Source organism: Pseudomonas sp. NFACC04-2, assembly GCF_900119265.1.
GTDB classification, from domain to species: domain Bacteria; phylum Pseudomonadota; class Gammaproteobacteria; order Pseudomonadales; family Pseudomonadaceae; genus Aquipseudomonas; species Aquipseudomonas fluorescens_AA.
Genome location: NZ_FPJC01000001.1, coordinates 155,214 through 168,487, shown reverse-complemented (window position 1 = coordinate 168,487; position 13,274 = coordinate 155,214). Strand labels below are relative to the sequence as shown.

Here is a 13,274-nt window from a genome sequence, read left to right as displayed (position 1 = left end):
ACCCAGTTGTCAGGTCGATTTCTGGGGCTGCTGCGCAGCCCAGCGGGAGCAAGCTCCCTCGCCACAGGGTCTATGTCAGCCTTTTAGATTGAGGTGTTGCCATGCTTCTGATCGCTTTTCTCGGCGGGATCCTGACGATCCTCAGCCCCTGTATTCTTCCTGTGGTGCCGTTTCTGTTCGCCCGGGCCGACCGCTCCCGCGGCTCGGTGCTGCTGACTCTCGGCGGCATGGTGCTGACGTTCACCCTGGTCTCCAGCCTGGCGGTGGTCAGTAGCGAATGGGTGGTGCGCGCCAGCAGCCTCGGGCGGCAAGTCGCCTTGGTGGTCATGGTGGTGTTCGCCTTGTCATTGATTTTCAGCCGGGTCGGCATCTGGCTGGCGCGGCCGCTGGTCAGCCTGGGCAATCGCCTGGACGCCGGGGCCGGGCGGATGGCAGGGCCGGTGGCTTCGGTGCTGATCGGGGTCGCTACCGGGCTGCTCTGGGCACCGTGCGCCGGACCGATACTCGGGGTGATCCTGACCGGTGCCATGCTGCAAGGCGCCAGCACACAAACCAGCCTGCTGTTGCTCGCCTACGGCCTGGGCAGCGCCTTGTCCCTGGGCACATTGATCCTGGCCGGGCGTGGTCTGGTCGGGCGCCTCAAACTCTCGCTGCCGATCACCACTTGGTTGCGCCGGGGAACGGGGGCGGTGGTGTTGCTGGCGGCCGTGGCGATAGGCACCGGGGCGGACGATCGCTTGTTGGCGGGGACTTCCTCCCAGCCATCAGCCACCTTGGAGAAAAGCCTGCTGCAGAACGTGCCCAAGGCCATCGACTATGTGGTGAGCAAGGCCGGCGCCAGCGCCATGCCGGCCCTCGAATCCCAGGGCGCCATGCCTGCACTGGACGGCGCGGTGCAATGGCTGAACTCGCCACCACTGAACAGCGAGTCACTGCGGGGCAAGGTGGTGCTGGTGGACTTCTGGACCTACGACTGCATCAACTGCCAGCACACCTTGCCCTATGTGAACGCTTGGGCGAAGAAGTATGAAAAGGACGGGCTGGTGGTGATCGGTGTCCACACCCCGGAATACGGCTACGAGAAGATCATTGACAACGTACGCGAGCAGGTACGCAAACTGGACATCCACTACCCGGTGGCGATCGACAACCAGTATGCGATCTGGCGCGCCTTCAACAATCAGTACTGGCCGGCCCATTACTTCATCGATGCCAAGGGGCAAGTGCGCTACAGCCACTTTGGCGAAGGACGCTACGGCGAGCAGGAGCAGGTGATTCAGCAGTTGTTGCAGGAGGCGAAGGCAAGCCAGGTTAATAATTAAAATTTGTTTAATTTCATTGGCTTATGAACATATTCTCTATTTGTTTCTAGTTTGCCGTGCCGCCACAGGGGGCGTATGCAAATGCTGGCCCCTTGCTCACTTTTATACAGTCAAACTTCTTTCCTTTCAGGAAGTTGGGCGACAAACCTATGCGTATTTCTATGTGGGTCGTAGCGACGTTTCTCCTGGCCGCCGTCTCGCTTGGGGCCCAGGCCAAGGCGCTGACGCAGAACCAGCAATCGGTGTGCCGCTGGGGTTCGGACATTGCGGCGGGCGCGCAGGCGTCGAAGCTCTCTGGCGTCAGCCTGTACGGCGCGCGCAAGAAGCTGCAAGTGCGCAAGTTTCCCCGGCCCTGGATGCGCATGACCGCCTTGGGCATTACCGAGCAGACTTACAACAGCGCTTCGCGTCTGAAGCCTGCTGCGGTCAAGCAGACCTACTACGAACAATGTGTCCGTCACGAGTTGGCACGCCGATAGGCCTCAGGCCGGGCTCCGACCTGGCATCTCGATACCGTGCTGGTGCACCCGTCGATACAGGGTCGCCCGGGAGATTCCCAGAGCCCGGGCGGCGGCGGTGGGTTTCCAGCGGTGGCGCACCAGGGCATCGAGCAGCGCCTGGCGTTCCGGGCTGGCGCTCGGCTCCGGTCCATGTTCGGCGGCGTCTGCACGGTGCAATGACTCGGGCAGGTGGCTGAGTTGGACCACACTGGCTTCGCACACCGCGCAGGCGTAGCGCAGCACATGGCGCAACTGGCGGACATTGCCCGGCCAGGGATAACCGAGCAGGCATTCCAGCGCCGCGCCGCTCAATTGCACCGTTCCCCCGCAGAGCGCCGACTCCTCGGCAAGAATTCGATTGATCAGCGCCAGCCGGTCGCTGCGCTCACGCAACGGTGGTAGCTGGAAACGCGCGCCACCGAGGCGGAAATACAAGTCCTCACGAAACTCGCCAGCGGCCACCAAGGTCTCCAGGTCGCGGTGGGTGGCGCAGATCACTTGGATGTCCACGGCCTTGCGGCGGGATGCCCCCAGCGGCGCCACTTCACCCTCGGCCAGCACTCGCAGCAGGCGGGTCTGCAAGGCCAGCGGCATGTCACCGATCTCATCCAGGAACAAGGTGCCGCCGTCGGCCTGTTGCAGCAGGCCTTGCATGCCTTTGGCCGAGGCGCCGGTGAAGGCACCGGCGACGTAGCCGAACAATTCGCTTTCGATCAGGCTTTCGGGAATGGCGGCGCAATTCAACGCCACGAAAGGGCGATCACGGCGCTGGCTGGCCTGGTGCAACTGCCGGGCGAACACTTCCTTGCCGGAACCGGTTTCGCCCTGGATCAGCACCGGCAGGTTGCGATCCTTGACCCGTACCGCCAGACGCAGGCTATCGGCCAGGCGCGGATCGATCTCGGCCGGCGTCATCGCCACCCGTGGACGCGGATTGGCCCGCTGGCGGGGCGCGCTCAAGCGGCCATGCAAAGCGTGATCGAGGAGGCAGAGGCTTTCGTCCCGGGCACGGTGCAGCCGCTGCTGATCGAACACCTGGCCAATGTGTTGCGGCAACTGTCCGTAATGTTGCAGCAGGTATTGGCGGGCGGCCGGGTTCAAGGCTTGCAGGCAACCGTCGTCATCCCAGGCGAAGAGGAAGTCAGGCTGGCTGTCGACGTAGCCGGCGTTGCGATGGGCCCGCAGCACCCAGTAGCCCTGGGCACTGCTCATGAAAAACGCCTGCTCGATCTCCCGGGCGCTCTGCACCACCATTTGCCGGATCAGGTGCTGCGAGCGCCGATCATCCGGCGAGCGCACTGCCGAAACGTCCAGCACCCCGAGCAATTCGCCCTGGGGGTCGAAGACCGGTGCGGCGGAGCAGGTCAGGCCAATGAACGCCGCGCGGAAATGGTCGCGCTTGTGCACCGTCACCGGGGCTTTGCCCGTGAGCACCGCCGCCACGCCACAGGTGCCTTCTTCACCCTCCGACCAACACGTGCCCAGGTACAGCCCGGCCTTGCGGCAGTCATTGCGGATCGTGGTTTCCACCCGATAGTCGATGGTCTGGCCCTGAGCATCGGTCAAGAGCACGCAGTAGTCGGCATCGCGTACCCGGCCATGGAGACGGGCCACTTCTTCACTGGCGATATTGAGGAACAGCTCGGAGCGCTCGCGGCATTGCTTGAGCACGTCCTGGGACAGGATGCGCGGGCCCTGTAGCGAACCAGGGTCCAGGTGATGTTGCTCCAGGGAGCGACGCCAGGAGTCGAGGATCAGGTCCGGGACAGGCAGTTGAGGCAATTGCGCCGCGTTTTTCACCACGCGGCTGACGCAATCCACGTGCGCCCGGGAGTGAGCGGAAAGCATAGGGGCCTCCGATTCAGCTTCTTGTCGTTGTGCGCACATTAAGCGCCGTTCGCCGGGTGCAGACAAGCACGACGGGTTGTTCGGCAGGTGTGAGACGCCACGTCTCAGCGTCTCGCCGCCACCTCGTGCAGGCTGACATGGAGCGTCTCAGCGGGGCTCGCTTGGCCTCATCGGACATCACGCCTGGACCGCTCTGGTCCGGCTGTCTCCTGGACTTTTCCCGTAACTGGCACCGCCCTTGCTCTACCCCTGGAGCCCGCCCGCCGGGTCATCCAATAATAACAACGAGGTGCCTATGTTCTCCTGCCCAGGCCGTTCGCCTGTTCCTCCCGCGGTGGCGCCATGAGTCGCCGGCCACTGACCGTGGGCATCATTGCCAACCCCGCATCGGGCCGCGACGTGCGGCGCCTGACCGCCAATGCCGGGCTGTTTTCCAGCACCGACAAGGTCTCGGTGATCCAGCGCCTGCTGGCCGCTTTCGGTGCCACCGGCATCGAGCAGGTGTTGATGCCCACCGACATGATTGGCATGGCCGCCGCTGTGCTGAAGAACAGCCACAGCCGCCAGGCCCGCAGCAGCCACTGGCCGGCCCTGGAGTTCCTCGACCTGACCCTGCGCCAGACCGTCGAAGACACCCGCCGGGCCGCGCGCCTGATGGCCGAGCGCGAGGTGGCGCTGATCGCCGTGCTCGGTGGCGACGGGACCCACAAGGCGGTGGCCGCCGAAGTGGGGGACATCCCATTGCTGACGCTATCCACCGGCACCAACAACGCCTTTCCCGAACTGCGCGAGGCCACCAGTGCCGGGCTGGCCGGTGGCTTGTACGCCAGTGGCCGGGTCCCGGCGCAGATCGGTTTGCGCCGCAACAAGCGTTTGCTGGTTTGCGACGCCGGACGCGGCCTGCGCGAAATCGCCTTGGTGGACGTCGCGGTGTCGCCCCTGCGGTTTGTCGGTGCCCGGGCCATCAGTCGGGCACAGGACTTGGCCGAAGTGTTCGTGACCTTCGCCGAACCGCAGTCCATCGGCCTGTCGGCGCTGTGCGGCCTGTGGTTTCCGGTGTCACGCCAGGCACCGGGTGGTGCCTGGATGCGCCTGGACGCGCAATCCCCCGAAGCGCTGCTAGTGCCGCTCGCGCCGGGCCTGTTGCAGGGCTGTGGCGTGCTCGCCGCCGGCCCCCTGGAGCCAGGTGTCGCCCATGGCTTGTCGCTTTCCAGCGGCACCCTGGCCTTGGACGGCGAGCGGGAAATCGAATTCAACGTTCATGACCGGCCCACGGTCACCCTCGATGCCGGCGGTCCACTGAGCATCGACGTCAACGCGGTGCTGGCCTACGCCGCGCAACAACGTTTGCTGGCCATCGGCCGCGAACACCCGCAACACCCTCTGAATCTTCAAGAAGACACCCCAGGAGAATAAAAATGTCGACACCGCTCACCCACGACCAACTGTTGCACGCCTATCAGGTGATGCGCACCATCCGCGCCTTTGAAGAGCGCCTGCACGTGGAGTTCGCCACGGGTGAAATCCCCGGGTTCGTCCACCTGTATGCCGGCGAAGAAGCCTCGGCCGCCGGGGTCATGGCCCATTTGGGCGATAACGACTGTATCGCTTCCAACCACCGTGGCCATGGCCATTGCATCGCCAAGGGCGTGGACGTCTACGGGATGATGGCCGAGATCTACGGCAAGAAAACCGGCGTTTGCCAAGGCAAGGGCGGCTCGATGCACATCGCCGACTTCGAGAAAGGCATGCTCGGCGCCAATGGCATTGTCGGCGCCGGCGCGCCCCTGGTGGTCGGCGCGGCTTTGGCGGCCCGGCTCAAGGGGACTGACAGCGTCGCCGTGGTGTTTTTCGGCGACGGCGGCTCCAACGAGGGCGCGGTGTTCGAAGCCATGAACATGGCCTCGGTGTGGAACCTGCCGTGCCTGTTCGTCGCGGAAAACAACGGCTACGCCGAAGCCACCGCTTCCAATTGGTCGGTGGCCTGCGATCACATCGCCGACCGCGCGGCCGGGTTCGGCATGCCCGGCGTGACTGTCGACGGCTTCGACTTCTTTGCGGTGCATGAAGCCGCCGGCGCCGCCGTCGAACGCGCCCGTGCCGGGGAGGGGCCGTCGCTGATCGAGGTCAAGCTGACCCGCTACTACGGTCACTTCGAGGGCGACGCCCAGACCTATCGGGCGCCGGACGAGGTCAAGCATTTCCGCGAAAACCAGGACTGCCTGATGCAGTTCCGCGAGCGCACCACCCGGGCCGGCTTGCTCGCCGTCGAGCAGTTGGATCAGATCGACAAGGAAGTGGACATGCTGATTGAAAACGCCGTGTACAAAGCCAAGTCCGATCCCAAGCCTTCCTCGGCGGACCTGCTGACCGACGTCTACGTCAGCTATCCCTGAACGCCCTCCTGAACAACAAGAATAGAGAATCCCATCATGGCGAGAAAAATCAGCTATCAGCAGGCAATCAACGAAGCGCTGGCCCAGGAGATGCGCCGGGACTCAAGCGTGTTCATCATGGGTGAGGACGTGGCCGGTGGCGCTGGCGCACCCGGTGAAAACGACGCCTGGGGCGGTGTACTTGGGGTGACCAAGGGCCTTTACGACCAGTTCCCTGGGCGCGTGCTGGACACGCCACTCTCGGAAATCGGTTACGTCGGCGCGGCGGTCGGGGCTGCCACCTGCGGCGTACGTCCGGTGTGCGAACTGATGTTCGTCGATTTCGCCGGGTGCTGCCTGGACCAGATCCTCAACCAGGCAGCGAAGTTTCGCTACATGTTCGGCGGCAAGGCCTCCACGCCCCTGGTGATCCGCACCATGGTCGGCGCCGGCCTGCGCGCCGCGGCCCAGCATTCGCAGATGCTCACGTCCTTGTGGACGCACATTCCGGGGCTGAAAGTGGTCTGCCCGTCATCGCCTTACGACGCCAAGGGCCTGCTGATCCAGGCGATCCGCGACAACGACCCGGTGATCTTCTGCGAGCACAAGTTGCTCTACAGCATGCAGGGCGAAGTGCCGGAAGAGCTCTACACCATCCCCTTTGGCGAGGCCAACTTCCTGCGCGACGGCAAGGACGTGACCCTGGTGTCGTACGGACGCATGGTCAACACCGCGATGGACGCCGCGCGCAGCCTGGCCGGGCGCGGTATCGACTGCGAAGTCATCGACCTGCGCACCACCAGCCCGATGGACGAGGACAGCATCCTCGAAAGCGTGGAGAAGACCGGGCGCCTGGTGGTGATCGACGAGGCCAACCCGCGCTGTTCCATGGCCACCGATATTTCCGCGCTGGTGGCGCAAAAGGCCTTTGGCGCGCTCAAGGCGCCGATCGAAATGGTCACCGCGCCGCACACGCCGGTGCCCTTCTCCGATGCCCTGGAAGACCTGTACATCCCTGACGCGGCGAAAATCGAGCAAGCCGTGCTCAACGTGATCGAGTGGAGCAAGCGCTGATGAGCCAGATTCATACCTTGACCATGCCTAAGTGGGGCCTGTCGATGACCGAGGGCCGGGTCGATGCCTGGCTCAAGGAGGAGGGTCAGGCCATCGCCAAGGGCGAGGAAGTGATGGATGTCGAGACGGACAAGATCTCCAGCAGCGTCGAGGCGCCGTTCTCCGGAATCCTGCGCCGGCAGGTTGCCCGCCAGGACGAAACCCTGGCAGTCGGCGCCTTGCTCGGCATCGTCGTCGACGGCGAGGCCAGCGACGCCGAGATCGACGCGGTCATCGAGCAGTTCCAATCCAACTTCGTACCCGGTGACGCAGCCGATGAAGACAGCGGTCCGACACCGCAGAAAGTCGAGTTGGACGGCCGGGTGATTCGCTATTTCGAACGTGGCGAGGGCGGCGTGCCGTTGGTGCTGGTGCACGGTTTCGGCGGCGACCTGAACAATTGGCTGTTCAACCATGAAGCACTGGCTGTCGGACGTCGGGTCATTGCCCTGGACCTGCCGGGCCATGGCGAATCGTCGAAAACCCTGCAACGCGGCGACCTGGATGAGCTGAGCGGCGTGATGCTGGCCTTGCTCGATCACCTGGACATCCACGCTGTGCATCTGGTGGGGCATTCCATGGGTGGGGCGGTGTCGCTGAATGCCGCGCGTCTGATGCCCCAGCGGATACGGTCCTTGACCTTGATCGGCAGCGCCGGGCTGGGCGCGCAGATCAACGGCGGCTACCTGCAAGGTTTCGTCGAAGCGGCCAACCGCAACGCCCTCAAGCCGCCACTGGTGCAACTGTTCTCCAATGCCGAGCTGGTCACGCGGCAGATGCTCGACGACATGCTCAAGTACAAGCGCCTGGAAGGCGTGGACGCCGCCCTGCGGCAACTGTCGGCGACGCTGTTCGCCGACGGCCGCCAGCAGGTGGACCTGCGCGATGTGGTGCAGGCCGGTCACGTACCGACCCTGGTGATCTGGGGCAGCGACGACGCAATCATCCCGGCGGCCCACAGCGAAGGGCTGGATGCCCAGGTCGAAGTGCTCTCCGGCCAGGGCCACATGGTGCAGATGGAAGCGGCCGAGCAGGTCAATCGATCGATTCTCGAGTTCATCGCACAGCACTGACCAAGTGGGCGGCGATGAATCGCCGCCCCATAAAATCCTCTGGAGGCAACTATGAACGTTTCAATCAAGCCGACCCGCAGCATGCGCGCCGCCGTCTGGCATGGCCGCAACGACATTCGCGTCGAAGACGTGCCACTGCCGGTTTCGCCGCCCGCCGGTTGGGTGCAGATCCGCGTGCAATGGTGCGGCATCTGCGGCTCGGACCTGCATGAATACGTGGCCGGGCCGGTGTTCATCCCGGTGGACGCGCCGCACCCGCTGACCGGGATCAAGGGCCAATGCATCCTCGGCCATGAGTTCTGCGGCGAAATCGTCGAACTGGGTGCCGGCGTCGAGGGCTTCAGTGTCGGCGAACCGGTGGCGGCCGATGCTTGCCAGCACTGCGGCACTTGCTATTACTGCACCCACGGGCTCTACAACATCTGCGAGAACCTGGCCTTCACCGGGCTGATGAACAACGGCGCGTTCGCGGAGCTGGTCAACGTGCCGGCGAACCTGCTCTACAAACTGCCTGCCGACTTTCCGACCGAGGCCGGTGCGTTGATCGAGCCGTTGGCGGTGGGCATGCATGCGGTGAAAAAGGCCGGCAGCCTGCTGGGTCAGAACGTGGTGGTGGTCGGTGCCGGGACCATCGGCCTGTGCACCATCATGTGCGCCAAGGCGGCCGGCGCGGCCCAGGTGATCGCCCTGGAAATGTCCGGTGCCCGCAAGGCCAAGGCCCTGGAAGTCGGCGCCAGCCACGTGATCGATCCGAACGAATGCGACGCCCTGGCCGAAGTCCGCCGCCTGACCGCTGGGCTGGGGGCCGATGTCAGTTTCGAATGCATTGGCAACAAGCACACCGCCAAGTTCGCCATCGACCTGATCCGCAAGGCCGGCAAATGCGTGTTGGTGGGCATTTTCGAGGAACCGAGCGAGTTCAACTTCTTTGAACTGGTCTCCACCGAGAAGCAAGTGCTTGGCGCGCTGGCTTACAACGGTGAGTTCGCCGATGTGATCGCCTTCATCGCCGACGGCCGCCTGGACATCTCGCCGCTGGTGACCGGGCGCATCCAGTTGGAGGAGATCGTCGGGCAGGGCTTCGAGGAACTGGTGAACAACAAGGAACACAACGTGAAGATCATCGTGTCTCCGGCACGGATCTGAGAGCGCCCGGGTGGGCGATTTGGCGATGGCCGGCAGCGGCCATCGCTTTTTTTCAGGTATAAGCCAGCAGGCGGCCGCAGCAGATCACCGCTATCCATAGCGCCATGGACACCAGCGCCTGGATTCTGGCCAGGCCGGGTGCCTTGTGGCCGATATTCCATTGCTGGACGCCGCGGTAGGTTCCAACGTGGAACACCAGGGCGTTGAGGCCCGCCGTCGCGATCAGGCAGAGCTTGAGGACGAAGACGTCGTTGCCGGCAAAGTCATGGGGGTGCGCGCTGAACATCATCAGCCCGGCAGGCACGATCAGCAGTAGGGCCGCAATGGCCCAGGTCAGCAGATGACGGGCCAGGGCGGTCACGGCGATGCCCTTGGACAGCCCCAGGATACGCAGGTCGAACATCAGCACCGCGCCCACCAGCACCGAAAAGCCGATGATGTGCACGACTTCCACCAGCGGGTAGAGCCACAGCTCGCTGCGCATGGCCAGCGCCATGGATGAATCCGCCAGTTGGTCCATCCAGCCTTGGGTCGCACCAGCCGGGGAGGCCTGCATCAGCGCAACTCGGTGGTCTTGTCGTCGATGGTGATGCGTTCGGCACGCAATTCGTCGGGTTTGTTGCGGTTTGCATAGCCGACTACGGTGGCCCGGTTACCCGCTTTGAGCATGTCTTTGGTCAGGCCCCGATTCTCCATGCGTGACGGCGGGGCCAGCACGACGGTCCAGGTTTTGTCGGTGGTTTGCAGGCGCACGTAGCCATGGGGATGGGAGTAACCGGCTTCCTTGATGGTGCCGTCGAGTTCCAAGGGGGTGCTGGCGTCGTATTCGCTCCAGCCGTGGTGAGCGAGTGCTGCCGTGGCCATCAGCATCGACGCCAAACCGATGCAACGAAGGGTAACGTTCATGGCAAGGTCTCCTTTTGGGGGCGGTTCAACCGGGCAAGTAATCGCGCCAGACCCGCCGTTCATCGAGTTGAAGCCGCTGTTCCTCGTCCTTGCGCAACGGTCGGTCGCAGTCGAGAAAGAACTCATCCAGTTGTGGCGGCGCGACGTGGGTGGCGCTGAGCATGGTGTGGACCTGCCCACGATGATGGATCTGATGTTCGAATAGGTGCAACATCAGCCGGTCGATTCGTTCGCGCACGACACCGTCGGCCCGCACCAGGTCGACGCAGCGGGCGAGGTCTTTTTCCCGCAGTGATTCGCAGAAGGCCACAAGCCGCTGGTCGGTTTGAGTCTGGCTCTGCATGAGCTGGGCAAAGGGCAGGATCTCGGAGAAATCCTTTATCTGGCCGTCACGATCACCTTCAAGGGCGGTGAGGTAGTAACGGTCCACTTCCAGAATGTGGCAAAGCGTGGCTTGGATGGACGGGAAGAACCCCGTGCGTTGGGCCACATATTCGGCCTCGCTCAGTTGCGCGCAGGTGTTGAGCAGCCTGTGATTGGCCCATTGGTTGTTCAGGGCCTGGGCCAGGAAATAGTTCATGGGAAGCCTCCCTGTCATGGCCGCCACAAATCCTGTGGGAGCGGGCTTGCTCGCGAAGACGGCGGCACATACAGCATAGTCCTACCAGACAGACCGCTTTCGCGAGCAAGCTCGCTCCCACACAGGCCTCCTTACTTTCTTGGGGGAGGTCTTAAAGCCCCACATCCGGCAACGCCGGCCGATTGGCCATGGCCTTGGCCATGATCTGCTCCACATACACTCGGTCTTCCTCTGGCAAGGCTAGGCGCGGTGGGCGGGTGAGGGCGCTGCCGCGGCCGGCGATGGCTTCGCAGAGCTTGATGCATTGCACCAGATCGGCGCGGGCGTCCAGGTGCAGGATCGGCATCAACCATTCGTAGATTGGCATCGCTTCGGCGAACCGTCCGGCGCGGGCCAGGCGAAAAATGGTCTCGCCTTCCTTCGGGAACACGTTGGACATGCCCGAGACCCAGCCCTCGGCGCCCACGGCAAGGCTTTCCAGCACCACGTCATCGAGGCCTGCGAACAGCACAAAGCGATCGCCGACTTCATTGCGCACATCGATGAAGCGCCGGGTGTCGCCGGAGGAATCTTTGAAACACACCACGTTGTCGCAATCGGCCAGGGAAATCAGGATATCCGGCGTTACGTCATTCTTGTAGATCGGCGGGTTGTTATAGACCATCAGCGGCACATCGGCGTGACGGGCCACGTAGCGGAAGTGCTCGGCGGTCTCGAAGGGCTTGGAGCCATAGACCAGCGCCGGCATCAGCATCACCCCGTCGACACCCACTTTGCGCACCGCGTTGGCGACCTTGGCGGCCTGCACGCTGGTGAACTCGGCCACGCCACAAATCACTGGCACGCGGCCACGGGAGGCGTCCACCGCGACTTCGGTCACGGCGATTTTTTCCTCGGCGCTCAGGGACGTGTTTTCCCCCACCGAGCCACAGACCACCAGGCCGGAAACGCCGTCGCGAATGACGTTGGAAATCACTTGGTGGGTTTTTTCCAGGTTGATGGAAAAGTCATCGTTGAATTGCGTGGTGACGGCAGGGAACACGCCGCTCCAGTTGATGCGTTTGCTCATGGTTGTCTCCGGTGGTTAATGGTATTTCGTATACGTAAGTAAAGTTGAGTCGAATACAGAGCTTTTGTGGCGAGGGAGCTTGCTCCCGCTGGGCTGCGAAGCGGCCCCAATAACGACCTGGCAACTCGGGGTGTCAGGCAAATCCAGAGGGTCGCTTCGCGACCCAGCGGGAGCAAGCTCCCTCGCCACAGGGGATGTGCAAAATTCAAAATTCATGCGCCAGGCCAAGTGTCGGAAAGCCGATAGCCCTGCGGCCACGGATCGGCCGGGTCGAGCAACAGCTGATGGGTCCCGGTGATCCACGCCCGCCCGGCGATGCATGGGTAAATCGCCGGGCGTCCGGCCACATCGGTCAGTGAGTCGATGCGGCAGTGGAATTCGGAGCCGATGATCGAGCGGCCGATAAACCGCTCGCCCACCTGCATCAAACCCTTGGCGTGCAGCACCGCCATGCGTGCCGAGCAGCCGGTGCCGGTGGGGGAGCGGTCGATCTTGCCGGGCTGGATCACCACGGCGTTGGCGCCGGTGGCGATGCCGTTCTCCTGGACGATGGGCGCGGCGATCTGGCAGAACGAGATGTGCGACCAATCAGGATTCAACGGGTGCACGAAGCCCAGTTGTTCGTTGGCGGCGCGGGTGATCTTCAAGCCCACGGCCACCAGCTCGGCGGCTTCATCGGGGCGAATGGCAAAGCCCAGGCGTTGGGCGTCGACGATGACAAAGCTGTCGCCGCCATAAGCGGTGTCCACCTGCAGGGAGCCCAGGCCTTCGACTTCGATCCAGGCATCGAGGCGGTCGGCGAAGGAGGGCACGTTCTTGATCTCGACCCGTTGCACCTTGCCGTCGCGGCAGTCGGCCACCGCTTCGATCAGGCCGCCGGGCGCTTCCAGCACCAGGCGGGTCTGGGGCTCGGTCATCGGCAGGAGGCCGCTGTCCAGCAACACGGTGGCGACGCACAGCGAGTTGGAGCCGGACATCGGCGGGGTATCGGCCGGTTCCATGATGATCCAGGCCATCTGCGCCCGTGGGTCCTTGGCCGGCACCAGCAGGTTGACGTGGCGGAACACACCGCCACGGGGCTCGTTGAGGACGAAGTTGCGCAGGGTCTGGTCCTGGGCGATCCAGCGTGACTGCTCCCACACCGTGGCACCGGGGGGGGGCGCGACACCGCCGACGATCACATCGCCGACTTCGCCCTCGGCGTGACAACTGACTACATGGATGATTTTTGATGAGCGCATGGATCAAATCCTTGGGTTGTCTGGTCGGGCCTCGTCGCGAGCAAGCTCGCTCCCACATTGAAATGCGTTCCCCTGTGGGAGCGAGATTGCTCGCGATAGGG

General features: G+C 63.8%; 13 protein-coding genes. 7 read left to right on the top strand and 6 right to left on the bottom strand.

The features are described from left to right. Positions 1-101 precede the first annotated feature (101 nt). Together BT125_RS00795 and BT125_RS00790 are read left to right on the top strand one after the other, a co-directional pair. Positions 102-1,322 (top strand): cytochrome c biogenesis protein DipZ, encoded by a 1,221-nt coding sequence (locus BT125_RS00795; RefSeq protein WP_072404433.1) that lies wholly within the window; start codon positions 102-104, stop codon positions 1,320-1,322. Positions 1,323-1,471: 149 nt separating this feature from the next. After that, entirely contained in the window at positions 1,472-1,801 is a 330-nt protein-coding gene (locus BT125_RS00790; protein ID WP_072404431.1) for a hypothetical protein, read from the top strand. A gap of 3 nt (positions 1,802-1,804) precedes the next feature. On the opposite strand, the gene BT125_RS00785 is transcribed toward BT125_RS00790, so the two are convergent. Then, complete coding sequence (locus BT125_RS00785; protein WP_072404429.1) at positions 1,805-3,670, bottom strand: sigma-54-dependent Fis family transcriptional regulator; 1,866 nt, start codon at positions 3,668-3,670, stop codon at positions 1,805-1,807. Positions 3,671-4,012: 342 nt separating this feature from the next. Between BT125_RS00785 and BT125_RS00780 the strand changes: the two genes are divergently transcribed. The 5 genes from BT125_RS00780 to BT125_RS00760 all read left to right on the top strand — a co-directional run bounded on the left by BT125_RS00780 (position 4,013) and on the right by BT125_RS00760 (position 9,377). After that, on the top strand, positions 4,013-5,086 hold the full coding sequence (locus tag BT125_RS00780) for an ATP-NAD kinase family protein (RefSeq protein WP_072404427.1): 1,074 nt from the start codon (positions 4,013-4,015) through the stop codon (positions 5,084-5,086). A gap of 2 nt (positions 5,087-5,088) precedes the next feature. Beyond that, positions 5,089-6,066 (top strand): thiamine pyrophosphate-dependent dehydrogenase E1 component subunit alpha, encoded by a 978-nt coding sequence (locus tag BT125_RS00775; protein WP_072404425.1) that lies wholly within the window; start codon positions 5,089-5,091, stop codon positions 6,064-6,066. Positions 6,067-6,102: 36 nt separating this feature from the next. Next, positions 6,103-7,119 carry an alpha-ketoacid dehydrogenase subunit beta gene (locus BT125_RS00770; RefSeq protein ID WP_047228964.1) on the top strand — a complete coding sequence of 339 codons (1,017 nt, stop codon included), beginning with the start codon at positions 6,103-6,105 and terminating at the stop codon, positions 7,117-7,119. Then, positions 7,119-8,231 (top strand): acetoin dehydrogenase dihydrolipoyllysine-residue acetyltransferase subunit, encoded by a 1,113-nt coding sequence (locus tag BT125_RS00765; protein WP_072404423.1) that lies wholly within the window; start codon positions 7,119-7,121, stop codon positions 8,229-8,231. The genes BT125_RS00770 and BT125_RS00765 overlap by 1 nt, the downstream gene beginning before the upstream one ends. Before the next feature lie 81 nt (positions 8,232-8,312). After that, positions 8,313-9,377, top strand: coding sequence for a 2,3-butanediol dehydrogenase (locus tag BT125_RS00760; RefSeq protein WP_256573690.1), 1,065 nt, complete (start codon positions 8,313-8,315; stop codon positions 9,375-9,377). Positions 9,378-9,429: 52 nt separating this feature from the next. On the opposite strand, the gene BT125_RS00755 is transcribed toward BT125_RS00760, so the two are convergent. The 5 genes from BT125_RS00755 to BT125_RS00735 all read right to left on the bottom strand — a co-directional run bounded on the left by BT125_RS00755 (position 9,430) and on the right by BT125_RS00735 (position 13,173). Next, positions 9,430-9,933, bottom strand: coding sequence for a DUF6644 family protein (locus BT125_RS00755; protein WP_072404419.1), 504 nt, complete (start codon positions 9,931-9,933; stop codon positions 9,430-9,432). Beyond that, positions 9,933-10,283 (bottom strand): DUF6152 family protein, encoded by a 351-nt coding sequence (locus BT125_RS00750; RefSeq protein ID WP_072404417.1) that lies wholly within the window; start codon positions 10,281-10,283, stop codon positions 9,933-9,935. Before BT125_RS00750 ends, BT125_RS00755 begins: the two co-directional genes overlap by 1 nt. Before the next feature lie 25 nt (positions 10,284-10,308). After that, positions 10,309-10,863 carry a DinB family protein gene (locus BT125_RS00745; protein WP_072404415.1) on the bottom strand — a complete coding sequence of 185 codons (555 nt, stop codon included), beginning with the start codon at positions 10,861-10,863 and terminating at the stop codon, positions 10,309-10,311. Between the two features lie 151 nt (positions 10,864-11,014). Next, the gene (locus BT125_RS00740; RefSeq protein ID WP_025213515.1) at positions 11,015-11,932 is read right to left on the bottom strand and encodes a dihydrodipicolinate synthase family protein; all 918 of its coding nucleotides are present in this window, start codon (positions 11,930-11,932) and stop codon (positions 11,015-11,017) included. A gap of 212 nt (positions 11,933-12,144) precedes the next feature. Continuing rightward, a complete protein-coding gene (locus BT125_RS00735) occupies positions 12,145-13,173 on the bottom strand; it encodes a trans-3-hydroxy-L-proline dehydratase (RefSeq protein ID WP_072404413.1) in 1,029 nt (342 codons plus the stop codon). Positions 13,174-13,274: the final 101 nt, after the last annotated feature.